The 19,401-nt window shown below is 45.5% G+C and carries 14 protein-coding genes; all 14 read right to left on the bottom strand.

Features of this window, described 5'->3' with window-relative positions; genetic code table 11:
- Positions 1-14: 14 nt before the first annotated feature.
- The 14 genes from MHH58_RS04895 to MHH58_RS04830 all read right to left on the bottom strand — a co-directional run bounded on the left by MHH58_RS04895 (position 15) and on the right by MHH58_RS04830 (position 19,400).
- The gene (locus tag MHH58_RS04895; RefSeq protein ID WP_341345178.1) at positions 15-2,462 is read right to left on the bottom strand and encodes an FtsK/SpoIIIE family DNA translocase; all 2,448 of its coding nucleotides are present in this window, start codon (positions 2,460-2,462) and stop codon (positions 15-17) included.
- 83 nt (positions 2,463-2,545) lie between these two features.
- Complete coding sequence (locus MHH58_RS04890; RefSeq protein WP_135095629.1) at positions 2,546-4,225, bottom strand: ribonuclease J; 1,680 nt, start codon at positions 4,223-4,225, stop codon at positions 2,546-2,548.
- Between the two features lie 30 nt (positions 4,226-4,255).
- The gene (gene pnp, locus MHH58_RS04885) at positions 4,256-6,376 is read right to left on the bottom strand and encodes a polyribonucleotide nucleotidyltransferase (protein ID WP_341345177.1); all 2,121 of its coding nucleotides are present in this window, start codon (positions 6,374-6,376) and stop codon (positions 4,256-4,258) included.
- A gap of 461 nt (positions 6,377-6,837) precedes the next feature.
- The gene (locus MHH58_RS04880) at positions 6,838-7,848 is read right to left on the bottom strand and encodes a nuclease-related domain-containing protein (RefSeq protein ID WP_341345176.1); all 1,011 of its coding nucleotides are present in this window, start codon (positions 7,846-7,848) and stop codon (positions 6,838-6,840) included.
- A gap of 167 nt (positions 7,849-8,015) precedes the next feature.
- Positions 8,016-8,285: a 30S ribosomal protein S15 gene (rpsO, locus tag MHH58_RS04875; protein ID WP_115885802.1), complete on the bottom strand. Its 270-nt coding sequence runs from the start codon at positions 8,283-8,285 to the stop codon at positions 8,016-8,018.
- A gap of 159 nt (positions 8,286-8,444) precedes the next feature.
- A complete protein-coding gene (gene ribF / locus MHH58_RS04870) occupies positions 8,445-9,383 on the bottom strand; it encodes a riboflavin biosynthesis protein RibF (RefSeq protein WP_135095635.1) in 939 nt (312 codons plus the stop codon).
- A complete protein-coding gene (truB, locus tag MHH58_RS04865; protein ID WP_341345175.1) occupies positions 9,370-10,320 on the bottom strand; it encodes a tRNA pseudouridine(55) synthase TruB in 951 nt (316 codons plus the stop codon). Before truB ends, ribF begins: the two co-directional genes overlap by 14 nt.
- An 87-nt stretch (positions 10,321-10,407) precedes the next feature.
- Entirely contained in the window at positions 10,408-10,758 is a 351-nt protein-coding gene (gene rbfA, locus MHH58_RS04860; protein ID WP_135095639.1) for a 30S ribosome-binding factor RbfA, read from the bottom strand.
- A gap of 2 nt (positions 10,759-10,760) precedes the next feature.
- Entirely contained in the window at positions 10,761-12,857 is a 2,097-nt protein-coding gene (gene infB / locus MHH58_RS04855; protein WP_341345174.1) for a translation initiation factor IF-2, read from the bottom strand.
- Between the two features lie 14 nt (positions 12,858-12,871).
- On the bottom strand, positions 12,872-13,168 hold the full coding sequence (locus MHH58_RS04850; RefSeq protein ID WP_341345173.1) for a L7Ae/L30e/S12e/Gadd45 family ribosomal protein: 297 nt from the start codon (positions 13,166-13,168) through the stop codon (positions 12,872-12,874).
- Positions 13,165-13,449: an RNase P modulator RnpM gene (rnpM, locus tag MHH58_RS04845; protein ID WP_341345172.1), complete on the bottom strand. Its 285-nt coding sequence runs from the start codon at positions 13,447-13,449 to the stop codon at positions 13,165-13,167. Before rnpM ends, MHH58_RS04850 begins: the two co-directional genes overlap by 4 nt.
- 10 nt (positions 13,450-13,459) lie before the next feature.
- A complete protein-coding gene (gene nusA / locus MHH58_RS04840) occupies positions 13,460-14,515 on the bottom strand; it encodes a transcription termination factor NusA (protein ID WP_115885795.1) in 1,056 nt (351 codons plus the stop codon).
- A gap of 16 nt (positions 14,516-14,531) precedes the next feature.
- Positions 14,532-14,999 carry a ribosome maturation factor RimP gene (rimP, locus tag MHH58_RS04835; protein WP_115885794.1) on the bottom strand — a complete coding sequence of 156 codons (468 nt, stop codon included), beginning with the start codon at positions 14,997-14,999 and terminating at the stop codon, positions 14,532-14,534.
- 117 nt (positions 15,000-15,116) lie between these two features.
- Positions 15,117-19,400: a PolC-type DNA polymerase III gene (locus MHH58_RS04830; RefSeq protein ID WP_135095643.1), complete on the bottom strand. Its 4,284-nt coding sequence runs from the start codon at positions 19,398-19,400 to the stop codon at positions 15,117-15,119.
- Position 19,401: the final 1 nt, after the last annotated feature.

The following is a 19,401-nucleotide window of genomic DNA, read 5'->3' as shown; positions in this document are numbered from 1 at the left end:
AAAAAAACTCCTAACTAATCTTCATGGTTTTCAATCAGGACACTGCGCGGCTTGGAGCCGCTCGCGGGTCCGATCACCCCGTTCGCTTCCAAATCATCGACGAGACGCGCTGCACGGTTGTAGCCGACTCTGAACTGGCGCTGCAGAAGACTTGCCGACGCGCGCTGTTCTTCGATTACAAACCATTTTGCATCCGGATAAAGTTCATCTTCCGATTCAACCGGCGCACTTACTGTCTCCTTCTGATTCATTATAACTGATTTCTCATAATTTGCTTTCATCTGATCTGTAATAAACTTCACGATATCCGTCACTTCATCATCATCGAGGAAAGCACCCTGGACGCGGATCGGCTTCGAACGGCCGGACGGCAGGAACAGCATGTCCCCGCGTCCGAGCAGTTTTTCTGCACCCATCGAATCAATAATTGTCCGTGAGTCCGTCTGAGAACTTACACTGAAGGCAATTCTCGACGGAATATTCGCTTTAATAATACCCGTAATAACATCGACAGACGGACGCTGGGTGGCGATAATTAAATGAATACCCGCTGCCCGCGCCATCTGTGCAATACGCGTAATCGACGCTTCCACATCCTTTGAAGCCACCATCATTAAGTCCGCGAGCTCATCGACGATAACGACGATGTAAGGCAGTTTCTGCACTTTCTCAGGATCCTCCGCCTGGCGTTCCAGATACTGGTTGTAAGCTTCGATATTTCTCGTATGCGATGCACTGAAGAGGTCGTATCTTCTTTCCATTTCACTTACGATGCGGTTTAAGGCATCACTTGCTTTCTGCGGATTCGTAACCACCGGCGCTAACAGATGCGGAATACCGTTATAGACGTTCAGCTCAACCATTTTCGGGTCGATCATCATCATTTTAACTTCGTGCGGTTTCGCATTTAAGAGAATGCTGACGATAATGCCGTTAATACATACCGACTTACCGCTTCCTGTTGATCCTGCGACGAGCAGGTGAGGCATCTTATTGAGTTCAGCCATTATCGGCGCACCGGAAATATCTTTACCGAGTGCGACTTCAAGCGGATTGTCCGATGACTTCCGTTTAATCACTTCGCGCAGCGTAACCATGCTGACAACTGAATTCGGCACTTCGATGCCGACTGCTGATTTGCCCGGTATCGGCGCTTCAATGCGGATATCTTTTGCAGCTAAACTGAGCGCAATATCGTTTTGAAGATTGATGATTTTAGATACTTTCACTCCGACGTCAGGCTGAATTTCAAACTGCGTTACAGCAGGACCGATGCGGATTTTAGACACTTTCGCATTGACATTAAAGTTCTTGAGCGTTTCTTCCAGAATACGCCCCTGCTGGATGACTTCCTTGTTGCTAACTTTCTCGCCCGGTTCTGCATCGTTGAGCAGGTCAATCGACGGCAGCTTGTACTCGATAAGCTGCTTGAGTTCTTTATCATCGAACTCTTCGAATTCACTGTCAGCTGCCTCGCCTTCAGGAATATCAACTGCACCATCATCATCCGGCGTGTCGTATTCAAGTTCTTTTTTCTCAGCAACTTCTTTTTCTATCTCAAGCGCGTGATCTTTTGCGGTCGTATCTTCAGGCGCCTCTATATCTTTATATTCTTCCATCAGAATTTCCGAATCGTAGACTTCCGGTTCAACATATTCGTCGGCTTCTTCTAAGAGTGAATCTGTTTCAGGCTCATCTTTCTTACTGAAGCGCGCCTTCCGTTTTTTGTCGGTACGCTTTTCAAGCGGGCTGTCTTCGGCCGGCGTTTCAATAATCGGTTCTGATTTTGCTTTTGGTTTTGATGCCGGTTTCTTTTTGACTTCTTTTTCTTTCTTCGGACGGTTCTGGAACCATTCAGCCAGTCTTTCAAACAGGCTGACGATTCCAGCGCCGATGGCAGTCAGTCCCCGGATAACAAAATTAAAGTCATTCCGGAGCGACTCCTCAATGCTCTTGTGACGGACGATAATAATACTCATATAAATGAAGATTAAGCCGATTAAGAGCGTCCCGAAGAAGCTGATGCTAGTCGCTGAAAAATTGAATAAGGTCTGGCCGATAATACCGCCGCCGGTAAAGTCAAAACCCGGCTCTCTCGTCATGACGAGCATATCGTTAAAACTGAAATAATTGTCTGTTCTCGGACGGTCCGATAAATACAAGATCGAGTGCAGCAGGAACAAGAGGCCAAACTGCATCATTAAATAGCCGAGCATGCGTTTTGTAAACGGGAATTTTAAATGTGTCGCCAAATAGAAACTCGCGAGCAATAACACGAGGTATGTAAAGTAGCGGCTTGTGCCAAAAAGAAAATTAAACACTGCATCGGTATATTCCCCGACGAGGCCCAGCTGGAATACTGTAATGATAAGTAAAATAATAATGATTAAAGCAAAACTCGCATAATACGTTTTCTTATCATTGTTTTTCTTTTTCGCAGTGCGCTTTCGTTTAGTCGCCATCTTTTACCACCTTCATTTTCACTTTTTAATTATAACAACGGAGATATAAGGTTATCCTAATATCTCCGCCGGTTTACACTCTATTATATTTCAGAAATGATTGGAATAATCATCGGACGACGCTTCGTTTCATCGTATAGGAATTTGCCAAGGTCATCTCTGATATTTTGTTTTAAGACACTCCATTCAATTTTGCCCGCACTGATATTGTCTTCGACAATACCTCTGACGTGCTCGGATGCTTCTTTTATCAGCGCTTCCGATTCTTTCACGTAGACGAATCCGCGGGATTGAATTTCAGGTCCTGCCGTAATTGATCTCGTCTCACGGTTAATAGTAACAACCGCGATAAAGATCCCGTCTTCAGAGAGCAGTCTGCGGTCCCGCAGCACAATGTTGCCGACATCGCCGACACCGCTGCCGTCAATCAGGACGTTGCCTGCTTCGACTTTTTCGGTACTGAACATCTTCTCGCCGTCATACTGAACAACGTCCCCTTTTTCAAGCAGGAAAATATTTTCTGCCTTCACACCTGTTTCAGATGCGAGACGCGCGTGCGCAATCTGGCTTTTAAATTCACCCTGAACAGGAATAAAGTATTCCGGTTTAAAGATATTCAGCATCATTTTAAGCTCTTCTGCAAGTCCGTGGCCTGAAGCGTGAATATTTTTCGACGGTGTGTTGATTACAGCACCGGCCTTAACGAGTTCGTTAAGCGTCGTGTACAGGACAACTTCCATGTTCGATGAAGGCGTCGTTAAAATATACACTTCGTCGCCTTCTTTAATATTTGTTACTTCGTGCTGGCCGCGCGACATTTTGCCGAGCGCTTCGATCGGTTCACCCTGTGAACCTGTAGCGATAATAACAACTTCATTGTCCGGGTAGTCTTTAATTTCATGACTCGGCAGAAGCAGACCGTCCGGAATATCGAAATATCCGAGCTTTCTCGCTACTTTAAATGATGATTCAAGCGTGCGTCCGAGGAACGACACTTTGCGGTTTACTTTCGCAGCATTGGTCAGCACCTGCTGGATGCGTACGAAGTTCGACGCGTAGCATGATACGATAATGCGGTTTTTAGACTTCTGGAAGGCGTCTAAAATGTGGTCTTCGATTAAATTCTCCGCCACGTTGTAGCCCGGTTTCTCAGCTTCTGTCGAATCGCTGATCAGCGCGAGCGTTTTATTCTTCTCGGCGAGTGAATACATCTTCGCCATATTGTAGTCGTAGTTGCCTTTTAAGCTCTGGTCGAATTTAAATTCTCCGGTGTAGACGACTGCACCGTAAGGTGTATTCATGCTGATGCCGTATGAATCCGGGATACTGTGGGATGTTTCGAAAAACTCCACGTTCGTATCGCCGAACTTCATAACAGATTCATTGTTGATTGCATAAAACTTAACTTTCTTTTTAACGTTCTTCTCTTTCAGACGTTCTTTAATTAAAGCAAGGGTTAAACGGGAGCCGTAAACAGGTACGTTTAATTCTTGAATAATGTAAGGAATTGCACCGATTGAGTCTTCATGTCCGTGTGTAACAAAAATCGCTTTCAGGCGATCTTTGTTCTCGAGAACGTATGAAATATCGGGTATGACAATGTCGATACCCAGCATTTCATCTTCCGGGAACATTAGACCTGCATCGAGAATAAACATATCGTCGTCAACTTCAACGACATACATGTTTTTTGCAATCTCGCCAACGCCGCCGAGAGGAACGATTTTCACATGTGCTTTTTTACTTTCTTTCTTCACATTGATGTCCTCCTTTGTTAATATCCGGCAGTTATTTTAGTCTTCTTTTTTCTCTTTGTCTGTTTCCAGTAATTCTTTGCGCGATGCGTTAACGCGTCCCTGGTTATCGATATTCGTTACTTTAACGAGGATTTTATCGCCTATTTTAACGACATCTTCAACCTTGTTGACACGTGTATTGTCGAGCTGGGAAATATGCACGAGTGCATCCTTGCCCGGGAAAAGCTGAACAAAGGCGCCGAATTTCTCGATGCGGCGCACTTCGCCGTTATAAATTTCGCCGACAACCGCTTCACGTGTAATATCTTCGATAATTTTACGCGCTTCTTTAATTGCTTCCTGGTCGCTCGAACCGATGTAGACAGTACCATCCTGTTCGATATCCAGTTTAACACCTGTCGCGTCGATAATTTCATTAATTTTCTTACCGCCCGGTCCAATAACGTCGCGGATTTTAGCAGGTTTAATATGCATAACTTCAACTTTCGGCGCGTGTGCTGATAGTTCAGTGCGCGGCGCGTTGATTGTTGCAAGCATATTATCTAAAATGTGCAGGCGGCCGATGCGTGCCTGCTCAAGCGCTTCCTGTAAAATCGCTTCATCTAAACCGTCGATTTTAATATCCATCTGAATCGCAGTAATTCCTTTCGGAGTTCCCGCAACTTTAAAGTCCATATCTCCAAGTGCATCTTCCATGCCCTGAATATCAGACAGAATTGTGTAATTTTCATCTTTCTTAACAAGACCCATAGCAATGCCCGCTACCGGTGCTTTAATCGGCACACCTGCATCCATTAAGGCTAATGTCGAACCGCAGATCGATGCCTGTGAAGAAGAACCGTTCGATTCAAGTACTTCAGACACGACGCGAATCGTGTACGGGAAGTCCGTTTCATTCGGGATAACCTGCAACAGCGCACGTTCCCCGAGTGCTCCGTGACCGATTTCGCGGCGGCCCGGTCCGCGGATTGGACCTGTTTCGCCGACAGAGAAATTCGGGAAGTTATAGTGGTGCATATAGCGTTTGTTGTCTTCTGTGCCGAGACCGTCGATAATCTGGTGCTCGCCGAGCCCGCCGAGTGTTGCAACAGACAGCGCCTGAGTCTGTCCGCGTGTAAATAAAGCTGAACCGTGCGTGCGCGGAAGCAGTCCCACCTGTGAATTTAAGGGGCGGATTTCTGCCGGTTCACGGCCGTCAGGACGGATTTTATCGTCTGTGATTAGACGGCGGACTTCAGCTTTAACAAGGTCGTCGAAAATAGTCGATGCATCTGCTGCGAGTGCGTCGTAATCTTCAGCGTCTTCGTCGAGACCGGCGATAATACCCTGCTTAACTGAAGAAATATTTTCTTCGCGTGTCTGCTTGTCGTTCTCCTGAATTTTAGCATACAGGTCCATGCTTTCAGCCTGAGCTGTAATCTGTGCGCGGAAGTCCTCGTCGATCTGCTCAATTTCACCTTCGCGTTTAACAGGTTTAATTTCAGCAAGTGCATCGTTCTGGAACTGGACAAGCTCCTTAATGTTTTCGTGACCGAAAAGAATCGCTTTTAACATAATATCTTCAGGAATTTCCTGTGCCGCTGCTTCCACCATGTTTACTGCGTCGTAAGTCCCCGCAACCTGGAGTTCAAGTTCCGATTTCTCCTGCTGCTCCACTGTCGGATTGATGATAAACTCCCCGTCGATTAAGCCGACAGTAACACCCGCAATCGGGCCGTCAAAAGGAATATCCGAGACGCTAAGCGCCATTGAAGATCCGAGCATTGCTGCCATTTGCGGAGATGCATCATTATCTACAGAAAGCACTATAGACATTACCTGTACGTCGTGACGGTAGCCGTCCGGGAACAGGGGACGAATCGGTCTGTCGATTAAACGGCTCGTAAGCGTCGCATCTTCACTCGGACGCCCTTCACGCTTGTTGAAGCCGCCGGGAATTTTCCCCGCTGCGTACATTTTCTCCTCGTAAGCTACTGTTAACGGGAAAAAACCGATATTTTTCGGTTCTTTCGATCCTGTCGCTGTAGAGAGCACTACTGTATCGCCGTAACGTACAAGTACAGAACCGCTCGCCTGCTTAGCCATCTCTCCGTACTCTATAATAAGCGGGCGGCCGCCCCACTCAGTTTCAAACACTTGTTTAGTCTGTTCATTCATAATTTGTTTTCTCTCCTTAGCTTTGGCACTTATAATTATCATATCATTTTTGCTGTGAAATATATATATAAAAAGGTGTCGGGTTTTAGAGCGCTGGCGGGGGTTGCGTGACTATGTGAGGTGCTCATTGTCACTATGGCGGCGCTGCGCGACTATGAAATCTGCTCATTGTCACCAGGACGGCGCTGCGCGACTATGAAATCTGCTCATTGTCACTTTGACGCCGCTGCGTGACTATGAATTCCGCTCATTGTCACTCGGACGGCGCTGCGTGACTATGAAATCCGCTCATTGTCACTAGGACGGCGCTACGTGACTATGAATTCCGCTCATTGTCACTATGACGGCACTACGTGACTATGAATTCCGCTCATTGTCACTAGGACGGCGCTGCGCGACTATGAAATCCCCTCATTGTCACCAAGACGGCACTGCGTGACTATGAATTCCGCTCATTATTGTCACTCAGCACTATAGTCTCGCTGCTCTTTTATCTTGTTGCCAGGCTTATCCTTATACCTCTGTACTTTCTTCGTTTCTTTCAAGGCTGCATTGACATCATAATATCTGAACTCATACGATGTCTGCCTTCCTTTTTTAATTACATCACAATGCCTCTGAAGTGAACGAAGTACTGTCCTACCATGCAGCTGATAATCTATTAGTCTCAGCAGCGACCGTTTCGTCATCGGCTGATTATAAAACAGGAACTTATGGTCGCTCATAGCGCGAAGCAGATGCGTTTCGTTACTTTCTATTGTACCGCACTCAGCGCAAGTTAACTGGAAACGCCCCTTTTCTAGATTAAAACTTCCGCATTCCCCGCAATAAATTCCCATTCGGATTTGACCGGCATCTAGGCTCCCGTTAAAATATGGATTTTCTGTTATATGTGCACGAATTAATGATACAAGTTTATCCGCCTTCTCGGTATTACAGCTCTCTTTAAACTCACGAAAGTATTTCTTCAGATCCATACGGATGACGACATTCTTCCAAATTGAGTTATCCTCTGAATACAGTCTGAAGTCATCATTTGGGAATATCACCTTACCCGTTATCTCAACAGTGACATTATAATTTCTGCAGATGCGGTATAATTTCCCGACTGCCCGGTCGACTTGTGAAAATGGATTATCGGGAATTACTTCATTATTCCTCGAAAATCTGCCGTTTTTATAATAGTATTCTCCCCGGTAATTTTTAATTTCATTGACAACAACAGCATCTCCCGCAATAACCAGACTGTCATACTGAGCTCCCGTTTTTCCTGCAGCAAGATAAACATCTCTAAAAATATAAAGATTGCTGTGTCCTATTTCATCAAAAATTTTATCGTATAAGCATTCGCCCTCATAACCGCTTCTATATATTTTAAGCTGACGGTCTTCGGCAGCATTCAAATGACGTCTCTTCTGCAAAGCTCTATAATGTAAAAGTTCCGCCGGTATTTTTCTGCTGTTTAAAAACATTTAACCTCTCCTTTTTAAGAATACTCCTCACTATAAATATAGATGAAATTTCGGAGTTTCCTACCAATATCCGAGGTAAATGCAAAAATTGAAAAACTGCGCATCATAATCAGCAAAAAACAAAAAAATCCGCTCCTCTACAGAGGGGCGGATCGAAAGTTTATAGATTAACGGCGTAGTCCAAGTTTAGCGATTAAGTCGCGGTATCTTACTACGTCTTTGTTGCGCAGGTAAGTCAGCAGGTGCTTGCGGCGTCCTACCATTTTAAGAAGACCGCGTCTTGAGTGGTGGTCTTTCTTGTGCGTGCGCAGGTGATCGTTTAATGTGTTGATTTCTTCTGTTAATACAGCGATTTGAACTTCTGGTGACCCAGTGTCAGTTTCGTGTACGCGGTATTCTTCGATTAATTCTGTTTTTCTTTCTTGTGAAATTGCCATTATAATTTCCTCCTAATAATTTATATACACCAATATCCGAGCATGCGTCGGAGTTTCAACAATGCCAAGATACGGTACTCGTAATATTATATACTTTTTTAAGCTTCATATCAAGTATTCATTTACAAGATAAAAACCGGTCCTCTTGAAAACGTCAGCCTACAGGTCTCGGAGCAGCTCGCGCGCAATCTTCGCATCGGAATCGATTGCCGCGATCAGCGGTTCGATGCCGTCGAATTTTTCTTCATCGCGGACGAAGTAATGCCAGTGAACCGTTACGTTTTCTCCGTAAATATCGCGGGCGAAGTCGAAGATGTAAACTTCCGTCGTAAGGCGCGCGTTGTCGTGGAAGGTCGGTTTAACTCCCACGCTCGCAACTCCTTTATAGAGCGTGTCGTCGTTTTCAATCGTCATCGTCACAGCATATGAACCTTTTGCCGGCATGAAATAGCGGTAGTTGGGTTCGATGTTTGCAGTCGGGAAGCCGATTGTCCGGCCGCGCTTCTCACCCTGGACTACAATGCCCTCGATATCGTAAGCGCGGCCTAAAGCTGCGTTGGCCTTATCGAGTTCGTGGTTATCTAGATATTCGCGGATGCGGGTCGTCGATACTTTACTGTCCAGCATTTCATGCTTGCCGACTTCTGTCGTATTGAACTCTTCATACAGTTTTAAGTCTGCGACTGTACCGCTGCCTTTTTTGCCGTATGTATAATCGAATCCTGCAATGACTTCTTTGATGTTGCTGCTGATAATGTATTCCTTGACGAAATAATCTTTATCGAGTCCTGCAAAAGCACTGGAAAAGTTAATCACAAATACATAGTCTATGTCGAGTTCTTCCAGTTTCTTCATTTTAATGTCAAACGGCGTCAGGTAGGTTGTACGCTGTTTTTTAGGGTCGAGCACGACAGAAGGATGCGGGTCGAAGGTCATGACCGCTTTCTTTAAACCGCGTTCTGCTGCGATTTCCTTCATCGTATTGATGACATCGAGATGTCCTAAATGGAGGCCGTCAAAAAAGCCCAGGGCTGCTGCTGACGGCTCTATGTTTGAAAGTGCTTCATCGTTTGGATAGTGCAATTTAATTATTTCCATAAGTCCCCCATAAGTTATTAAACATTTTAAATGGTTTTAACTGATCAGGTTTTTCGGGATGTGTTTTGTAAATTCCGAGCGGCATCTCACCGCGGGTAAATAAAATAGTATCGAGGTCAGTTAAACCCAGCATTGTTAATATATCACTTTTTACTACTTTTTGCCCGTGTGTGATTTGAAATAATAAATCTTCATCTTGAATGTCGTATCTCAATATATCATCCAGCATATCGATGATGGGAATCGGCTCTGCTTTTACCGTGCCGTCTCTTAAATCGCCGAGCGCAATGGCCTGGTCGATTGAAAATCCGCAGGAGCCTGTCCGGCGGAGATAGGACATATGTGCAGGATAGCCGAGCGCGCGGCCGATATCGACTGCGAGCGTGCGGATATAAGTGCCTTTTGAGCAGGTGACATCAATGTCAAAAGATATTGTCCCTTCCTCATAGCTGAGGTCTGAAGTGAGTTCCAGATTTTTAATCTGCACTATCCGCGAGGGGCGTTCCACTTCAATGCCTTCATGCGCGTACCAGTACAATTTCCGGCCGTTGACCCGAACGGAACTGTACAGCGGCACAGTCTGGCTGTAGTCGCCTTTAAACTGTTCTATGACAGCGAGGACATCTTTTTTATTTACGCTGCCTTCAGGAACTGTTTCAGTTTCAAGTGTCTTCCCTGTCGCATCTTCTGTATCTGTTGTGCGTCCGAGTGTGACAGTCGCGCTGTAGCGTTTGTCGCGTTCCTGGAGAATTTCAGTCAGCTTGGTCGCATCTCCGATAACGATCGGGAGCACCCCTGTCACCGACGGATCGAGCGTGCCTGTGTGGCCGACTTTTTTAGTCCCGAGCACGCGGCGCATTTTATAAATGACATCGTGCGAAGTCATGCCGGCGGGTTTATCGACTGGAATCACGCCGTGAATATTATTGTTTGCCATTATCTTCACCTGCTTATTTTATGTAGAAGAAGAAAAAGCCGCACCCGGCTCCCGGCGGGGAAAACGAGTGCGGCTTATCTTGTTATATTACTTATCATCGCGTTCTTTGATGTCGCTCAGGAGCGATTCAATCTTTTGTCCGTAATCGATGGAAGTGTCGTATTTAAACTTCACTTCCGGTGCTTTACGGAGACGGATGTTAGTCGCAACAGCTTTTCTGAAGAGGCCGTTGAACTTATCGAGCGTTTCCTGCACGAATTCTCTGTTGTTGTTCAGCGACGTATAATAAGCGGTCGCTGTTTCATTTTCTTTTGTGACCTCGACTTCGGTAATAGTTACCATGCCGATGTCCGGTTCTTTCTCTGTTACTGTTGTACGGATTTCTTCGCTAAGCACTTTTTTAATTTCTTCTGCTATGCGTTCATTTCTCGTTGACATAATTATTTCCTCTCAATCTCTACCATAATGAATGGCTCTATTTGGTCGCCCTCTTTGATATCGTTGAAGTTCTTAATTGTCAGTCCACATTCGTAACCTGTAGTGACTTCTTTTGCATCGTCTTTGAAACGTTTCAGCGTATCGAGTTCGCCTTCGAACACGACAATACCGTCGCGGATTACGCGCACACCGCTGTCACGTGTAATCTTGCCGTCTGTAACGTAAGCTCCCGCAATCGTGCCGACTTTCGATACTTTAAAGATTTCACGCACTTCGACATTACCGATAACTTTCTCTTCGTATTCAGGGTCAAGCATACCCTTCATAGCCGATTCGATTTCTTCGATAACTTTGTAAATAATGCGGTGGAGTCTCATATCGATCTGGTTTTGCTCAGCTGCGCGTTTCGCATTGACATCCGGACGGACGTTAAAGCCGATAATAATCGCGCTTGAAGCGTTTGCGAGCGTAACGTCTGATTCGTTAATTGCACCGACACCTGTATGGATGATGCGGACATTAACTCCTTCGACGTCGATCTTCATCAGTGAAGCAGCAAGGGCCTCAACCGAACCTTGTGCGTCACCTTTGATGATGATGTTGAGATCTTTCATCTCGCCTTCTTTCATCTGTTCGAACAAGTTATCGAGCGATACTTTCTGGTTAACTTCTCTGTCGCGCATAATCTTATCTTCGTGACGTGCTTCACCGATGGAACGCGCTTTTTTATCGTCTTCGAAGACTACGAAACGGTCGCCTGCTTCAGGCACATCGTTGATACCTGTAATTTCAACCGGTACCGACGGGCCTGCAGATTTAATGCGCTGGCCAGTGTCTGAAACCATGGCGCGGACTTTACCGAAAGTCGAGCCGACTACGATAGAGTCTCCGACGTTAAGCGTTCCGTGCTGGACGAGCAGGCTCGCTGCAGGTCCGCGTGATTTGTCGAGTTCTGCGTCGATTACCGTACCGATCGCAGCCATCTTGCTCGTCGTCTTAAGTTCAGCCATTTCACCGACTAAAGTAATCATTTCAAGCAGTTCATCGATACCCTCGCCTGTCAGTGCAGACAGCGGAACGAAAATTGTATCCCCGCCCCATGCTTCAGGATAAAGACCGTACTCACCGAGTTCAGTCATAACGCGGTCTGCGTTCGCTGTCGGTTTGTCAGTTTTGTTGACCGCGACGATAATCGGCACTTCTGCCGCTTTCGCGTGGTTAATCGCTTCGATTGTCTGAGGCATTACTCCGTCGTCTGCTGCAACGACAAGAATAGTAATGTCCGTCACCTGTGCTCCTCTTGCACGCATAGTTGTGAAAGCTGCGTGTCCGGGAGTATCTAAGAAAGTGATTTTTTTGCCGCCGTGTTCAATCTGGTAAGCGCCGACATGCTGAGTAATACCGCCCGCCTCACCTGCAGTCACTTTCGTGTTGCGGATCGAATCTAAGAGCGTAGTTTTACCGTGGTCAACGTGCCCCATAATTGTGACGACACTCGGACGTTCTTCATCGAGGTTTTCTTCTTCAAGGTCGAAGAAGTTCGTGAGATCCGTATCGTCTACAAATACCTCAAGCTCAGAAGTAAAACCGTAGTTTTCTGCTACGACTTCAACCGAATCCTGGTCGAGCGACTGGTTAATGTTCGTCACGATACCGAGCATAAATAAGTCTTTAACGATAACTGAAGAATCTACGCCGATTTTCTCAGCCAGTTCACCGACTGTAATTCCCTCTTCGTAAGTGAAATGCTTGTTTTCAGGTTCAGCCTTTTTCGGCTCCTCTTTTTTGGCTTCCTGGTTTTTAGGAGCTTTGTTTTTCGAATTTTTCTGGTTTTGCTTATTTTTTTGATTTTGCTTGTTATTATTTTTCTGCTGGTTCTGTTTGCTGTTTTGTTTAGCAGTAGGTTTACTACCGGTCGGTTTTTGAGCTGCACCTTTAGCATTCTTGTTAAACTCGGCATCGAGAACTTTCAGCACATCGTCTTCCAGTGAAGACATATGGCTTTTAACCTCGACATTTTTCGATTCCAGAAAATCGATAATTTCCTTGCTTGTTAAACCTTTTTCTTTGGCGTATTCATGAATTCTTATTTTACTCATTGAACCAATCCCTTCTATAGGAGCTCTTTTATCTTTCTGGCGAATCCCTTGTCGGTAATTGCCAGTACGACCCTGTTATATGTGCCGGTCGCCTGAGACAGCTCTTCGTTTGTGTACTTGTCAATGACAGTGACATCGTAGCTTGCACATTTGTCTTTAATTCTCTTTGCAGTACTTTTACCCGCATTTGCAGCCAGCAACACAACTTTTGTTCTGCCGCTTTTTATAGCTTCAAGGGTTTTCTCTTCACCGGTAACAGTTTTTCCTGCGCCGGTGGCGAGGCCGATATAATTTAAAATTTTATCGTTCATCGTTTTGGAATATCCTCTCTGTAAATAAGACGGATAATTTCATCGTAGACCGGGTCCAGTGTTTCGGTCGTTTTGCCGAGTACTTTTTCAAGCACTTTTTTACCGCGGGCATTATTGACCTGGTCGAGATCTTTCACGACGTAGCTGCCGCGGCCGTTTTTCTTGCCGGTTGCGTCTGCAGCAACTTCGCCTTCCTTGTTTACAACGACGCGGATTAAATCTGCTTTAGGATGCATTTCATTCGTCAGGATGCATTTGCGCATCGGAATTTTCCGTGCCATATTTTCACCTCTAGTCGTTACTGATGCCCTCATTCAGAGCATCTGATTCGCTTTTAATATCGATCTTCCAGCCAGTGAGTTTTGCAGCAAGACGTGCGTTTTGTCCTTTTTTACCAATTGCCAGAGACAGCTGATGGTCGGGAACGACTACGACTGTAGACTTGTTCTCTTCATCGACGTTTACACTGACAACCTGTGACGGGCTGAGTGCGTTTTTGACGAATACTTTCGGATCTTCATCCCAGAGGACGATATCGATTTTTTCACCGTTCAGCTCATCGACGATGGCTTCCACACGTGCCCCTCTTGCACCGACACATGAGCCGACAGCGTCGACATCTGTATTTTTAGCGTAGACGCTGATTTTAGAACGTTCGCCCGCTTCACGCGCCACACTCATTACTTCAACTGTGCCGTCAAAAATTTCCGGCACTTCTTCTTCAAATAAACGTTTCAAGAGATTCGGGTGCGTTCTCGAGACGAAAATCTGCGGTCCTTTAGTCGTCTGCTCAACCTTGTTGACATACACTTTAATGCGCTCGTTCGGAATATAAGATTCGTTCGGCATACGTTCCGATTCAGCAAGCACCGCGTCTGTTTTGCCGAGCTGGATATACACGAAACGGTGGTCGACACGGTCGATTAAACCTGTCAGCACTTCGTCTTCTTTGTTGATAAATTCATCGTATAAAATGCCGCGTTCAGCATCGCGGATACGCTGCATTACTGCTTGTTTTGCAGCCTGTGCACCGACGCGGTTAAAGTCCTGAGGTGTTACATCCTCATCAAACGGATCACCGATTTCATAGGCAGGATTATAGTTCTGCGCTGTTAAGAGATCGATTTCTGCAGTCGGATCCTCCACTTCTGCAACAACATCTTTACGCGAAATTACATGGTAGGCACCTGTCTCCATATTTAAATCGATTGAAACGTTTTTGTGGTCTGTATAGTTTTTCTTATATGCAGTAATCAGTGCTGCTTCAATTGCGTCAGTCAGCACTTCCATAGGAATATTTTTTTCTTTATGAATAAATTCAACTGCATTAATTAGTTCCTGATTCACTCAATTTTCCTCCATTCTAGAATAAGACGGCTTTTCTTATTGTTGCAATTTTGTCCCGTTCAATTGTAATTGTTTTTGTTCGTGTTTTTACTTTGTAATCAATCGTTACAGAGTTTTCATCGTAAGCGGTCAGTACACCTGTCCATTCTTTTTCACCGGCGATCTGCTGATACGTTTTAACGTAAATACCTTTGTTCAGCGTAAGCTCGAGATCTTCCTCATCTTTAATCGGACGTTCTGCTCCGGGAGATGACACATCTAAATAATACGCGCCCCCGATAATATCCCATTCGTCAAGCTGCGCACTGATTATTTCCGAGAACGCTGCACAATCATCGAGTGAAATACCGCCTTTTTTATCCAGGAAAATTCTAAGGAAAAAGTCAGGTCCTTCTTTAACGTAGTTAACTTCAACCAGTTTTAAATCGTTGTCTTTTGCAATTGGCTCGACATGAGTAAATACTTTCTGTTCGGTTGCATTCATGTCAAAGTCCCCCTTTCAAAACTAAGAGAAGAACGGGGCGAACCCGCTCTTCTCCTGCAGACTGAGTATTTTTAATCACTAATATTATACCATAAGCAATTACACCGTGCAAGAAGACTAGATGTCAAAGATTGACAGCTGGGCTTTGTCCGGCAGATGATCGAGACTCCCGAGTTCGGTCAGGTAATCGATCAGTTTCTGTGAGACGCCGGCTTTTTTATTTAAATCTTCTTTAGAGATAAAACCCTCGTCCTCGCGTGTTTCCACTATTCTTCTTGCAACTGAAGCACCGAGGCCCGGCACCGCTATAAACGGCGGAATCAGCGTATCGCCTTCAATAATAAAGTCGAAGGCGTCCGACTTGTCGACGCTGACAGGCTGCATTTTAAATCCGCGCTGCGCCATTTCATTGACCAGTTCCAGCACGACGAGTGTATCTTTTTCTTTTTTCGACAACTCCTGGAAGTTTTGGTTCAGTTCATTGACGCGGTGGCGGATAGTATCTTTATCTTTGACCATCGTCAGAAGATCAAAGTCCGTTGCCCGTACTGTAAAGTAGCTCGCATAGTAAAAGAGCGGGTGATGCACTTTAAAGTAGGCAATTCTGACCGAGTTCAGCACGTAGGCTGCGGCGTGAGCTTTAGGGAACATGTATTTAATTTTTTTGCACGATTCAATGTACCATTTCTCAACACCGTTATCTTTCATCGCCTGCTCGTGCTCTTCAGTCAGACCTTTCCCTTTACGAACTTTTTCCATAATGTTAAACGCAAGACTCGGTTCCAGCCCTTTGTACATCAGGGTTACCATAATGTCATCCCGGCAGCCGATAACGTTTGACAGGTCGCACGTCCCTTTCCGGATTAAATCCTGGGCGTTGCCGAGCCAGACATCCGTTCCGTGGGACAGTCCTGAAATCTGAACGAGTTCACTGAAGGTCGATGGTTTCGTATCTTCCAGCATCTGGCGGACAAAGCCCGTTCCGAATTCCGGAATGCCGAGCGTTCCCGTTTTACATAAAATCTGATCCGGTGTTACACCGAGAGATTCAGGGCCGCTGAACAATTTCATCGTTTCCTTGTCGTCGGTCGGCACTGTAGTCGGATCGATGCCGGATAAATCCTGCAGCATGCGGATCATCGTCGGGTCATCGTGTCCGAGTATATCGAGTTTTAATAAGTTGTTATCGATTGAGTGGAAGTCAAAGTGCGTCGTCTTCCATTCGGCTTCGACATCATCAGCCGGATACTGAATCGGAGTAAAGTCGTATATATCCATGTTGTCCGGCACAACGATAATACCGCCCGGGTGCTGGCCCGTCGTCCGTTTAACGCCGGAACAGCCGAGTACGAGGCGGTCGATCTCAGCCCCCCGCTTATGCAGTCCGTTATCGTTGAGATAACCTTTAACGTAACCGAAGGCCGTTTTTTCTGCGACCGTGCCGATAGTCCCTGCGCGGTAAACGTAGTCCACCCCAAACAAATCTTTCGTATAGTTATGCGCTTTAGGCTGATAGACACCGCTGAAGTTTAAGTCGATATCAGGCACCTTATCCCCTTTAAATCCGAGGAAGGTTTCAAAGGGAATATCCTGACCTTCTTTAATTAAATCAACATCGCACTTACTGCATTTTTTATCGGGCAAGTCATAACCGCTCGATACCGAACCGTCGGTAAAGAACTCCGACTCTTTACACTCGGGACAGACATAATGAGGCGGCAGCGGATTGACTTCGGTAATTTCAGTCATCGTTGCGACTAAACTCGACCCGACGGAACCCCGTGAACCTACCAGATAGCCGTCATCAAGCGAGCGCTTAACGAGCTTGTGCGAAATCAGGTAAATAACCGCAAAGCCGTTGCCGATAATACTCTCGAGCTCTTTTTCAAGGCGGTCCACTACAATTTGCGGCACCTCTTCGCCATACAGTGCTTTTGCGTTGTCGTAGCTCATCTGTCTGATTTCTTCTTCCGCACCGTCAATTTTCGGCGGATACAGATCTTTCTTAATCACTTCAACTTTGTCGATCATGTTCGCTATTTTCTGCGTATTCTCGACGACGATTTCAAAGGCAGTATCTTCATCGAGAAAATCAAACAGTTCGAGCATTTCTTCTGTAGAACGGAAATGCGCTTCCGGTAAATTACCGCGGGACAGTGGGTTACCCGGATTCGATTTCACTAAAATGTCCCGGGACAGTTTATCGGACTCTTCAAGGTAATGGACATTGCCGGTTGCAACGACCGGTTTACCCAGCTCCTTGCCGAGCTTAATAATATTTTCAATAATTTCTTCAAGGGTCGCCTCATCGCGTACCACTTCCCGGTCTAAAAGACGCTGGTAAAGGGGTTTTGGAAATACTTCGAGATAATCGTAAAAGTGCGCTTTATTTCTCGCTTCTTCATAGGATTTCTGCATCATGGCTGTAAAAACTTCACCGTTGTCGCAGGCGCTGCCGATTAAGAGTCCTTCGCGGTGTTCTTCCAGCACCTGGCGTTTAATTCGTGCAGACCGGTAAAAGTGATCGGTCAGCGACAGGCTGACAATTTTAAATAAGTTTTTTAAGCCCGTATTGTTCTGAACCAGTATAGAGACATGTGTCGGCATAGCCCGCTTATACGAATCGCTGTTTGACAGACTCGAATTTATATCTTTGTGGTTCGTAATCCCGTAATCAGCTTTCAGCTGCGCCATCATTTTAATGAAAATATAAGCGGTGGCTTCCGCATCGTAAATCGCTCTGTGATGCTGAGTTAAATCAACGTTGTACTGCTTCGCCAGAATATTCAGGCCGTGTTTTTTCATCTTGGTATTAATTGTGCGCGACAGCTCGAGCGTATCGATAACACCGTTCGTCGATTTGCCGAAACCTTCTTTTTCATATGCTTCATCGATAAAGCCCATGTCAAAGCTCGCATTGTGCGCAACGAATATAGCATCGCCGACCCACTCTTTAAAGTCTGTAATAACAGAACTGATGTCCGGTGCGCCGACCAGCATATCATCGGTAATCCCGGTTAGTTCTTTAATCAGTTCCGACAGCTTTTCTCCGGGGTTGCTGAAACGTTCAAATTTATCGATGACTTCGCCGTTTTTCACTTTAACTCCGGCAAGCTCGATGATTGAATCATACTTTGATGACAGTCCCGTCGTCTCCACGTCAAAGACCACAAATTCGTGATCTTCAAGAGAGTAATCCTGGGGCTTGTAAGCAATTGGGGCGCCGTCGTCGACCAGCATGCCCTCCATGCCGAAAATCATCTTAAAGTCATCGTCGCCGCTCGTTGCGTTAAAGGCATCCGGAAAGGCCTGTACGTTGTTGTGGTCCGTTACCGCAAGGGCTGAATGACCGTACTGTTTCGCACGTTTAATATATTCTGTAATACTCGTCATGCCGTCCATCTGGCTCATCGTTGAGTGCAGGTGAAGCTCCACGCGTTTTTTATCGGCATTATCACGCTTCGGTTTCTTATTAACCGCCGTTAAATTTCGGATATTTAAGACCATATCTTTCGTAAATTCATCGTATTCCACCCGGCCTTCGATAATGACCCAGTCGCCTTCTTCCAGCACTTCGAAAACTTCGTCATCATTTTTACCGTGACGGGAAAACATTTTTGCCATAATCGAATCCGTGTAGTCGGTTAATTTCAGCTGCAGGATTTTACGCCCGCTCCGGAGATCGCGTACTTCTTTTGAAAAAATATGCCCTTCAATTTTGACACTGTATTCTTCATCAAAAATATTTTCTAAAGGACGCACACCGTCAAAGGTTTGCGGTTTGCCGATTTGTTTTGGCACATTGCCTTTGCGCTCAGTCTCCTCCGCCTGTTTTTCCCTGTCGGAAATAAACTGGGTAATGAGTGCCTCCCGTTCATCGCTGATTCTATTTTCAAGCGCTTCTGACAGCGATGACTGCAGATCATCGTCAATCGTTACTTCAAGTCCGTTTAAATGAATGCCGAAATACTTATATGCATTCAGCAGGTTGCCGTTGATATGCCTGTTGAAATGCGACTGTTCAATTGAATTCTTAACCGCGATATAAAGCACACCGTTATCGAGTTTTTTAGCTGTTCTTTCCAGCTGGTGCTTTATATTGTCATTGATAGAAAGACTGTGTACTGCGAGCGGGAAATAGTCTGTTACGAGCTGTTCATCGAACTCTGCAGCCGACATGATCAGTTCCGTTTTTGCAATGTCTTTAAATGCTTTATTTATGTTAGCACTCATCATTTGGTACAGCGCGCTCGGTATAATGCGCGATGTTGTCAGATGAAACTGCCAGATCCGTGCATCATCATCGACAACGACACGCGACAGCTCAGCGTCTTCCAAATAATTATTCTGAGTGATATTTGCCTGTTCAAGTAAAATCTTTAATTTATCGTGGCTTTCCAAT

Source organism: Jeotgalicoccus sp. FSL K6-3177 (assembly GCF_038050175.1).
Lineage (GTDB): Bacteria > Bacillota > Bacilli > Staphylococcales > Salinicoccaceae > Jeotgalicoccus > Jeotgalicoccus nanhaiensis.
Note: the sequence above shows the minus strand (reverse complement) of the source record. Positions and strands in the feature narration are given on the sequence as shown.

Bases quoted from the DNA above. Each gene is read 5' to 3' on its own strand.
- rpsO (WP_115885802.1), bottom strand. From the start codon at position 8,285: ATGGCAATTTCACAAGAAAGAAAAACAGAATTAATCGAAGAATACCGC.
- MHH58_RS04895 (WP_341345178.1), bottom strand. From the start codon at position 2,462: ATGGCGACTAAACGAAAGCGCACTGCGAAAAAGAAAAACAATGATAAG.
- infB (WP_341345174.1), bottom strand. From the start codon at position 12,857: ATGAGTAAAATAAGAATTCATGAATACGCCAAAGAAAAAGGTTTAACA.
- ribF (WP_135095635.1), bottom strand. From the start codon at position 9,383: ATGGAAATAATTAAATTGCACTATCCAAACGATGAAGCACTTTCAAAC.
- rbfA (WP_135095639.1), bottom strand. From the start codon at position 10,758: ATGTCAACGAGAAATGAACGCATAGCAGAAGAAATTAAAAAAGTGCTT.
- rimP (WP_115885794.1), bottom strand. From the start codon at position 14,999: ATGAATGCAACCGAACAGAAAGTATTTACTCATGTCGAGCCAATTGCA.
- rnpM (WP_341345172.1), bottom strand. From the start codon at position 13,449: ATGGCACGGAAAATTCCGATGCGCAAATGCATCCTGACGAATGAAATG.
- truB (WP_341345175.1), bottom strand. From the start codon at position 10,320: ATGGCAAACAATAATATTCACGGCGTGATTCCAGTCGATAAACCCGCC.
- MHH58_RS04880 (WP_341345176.1), bottom strand. From the start codon at position 7,848: ATGTTTTTAAACAGCAGAAAAATACCGGCGGAACTTTTACATTATAGA.
- MHH58_RS04850 (WP_341345173.1), bottom strand. From the start codon at position 13,168: ATGAACGATAAAATTTTAAATTATATCGGCCTCGCCACCGGCGCAGGA.
- pnp (WP_341345177.1), bottom strand. From the start codon at position 6,376: ATGAATGAACAGACTAAACAAGTGTTTGAAACTGAGTGGGGCGGCCGC.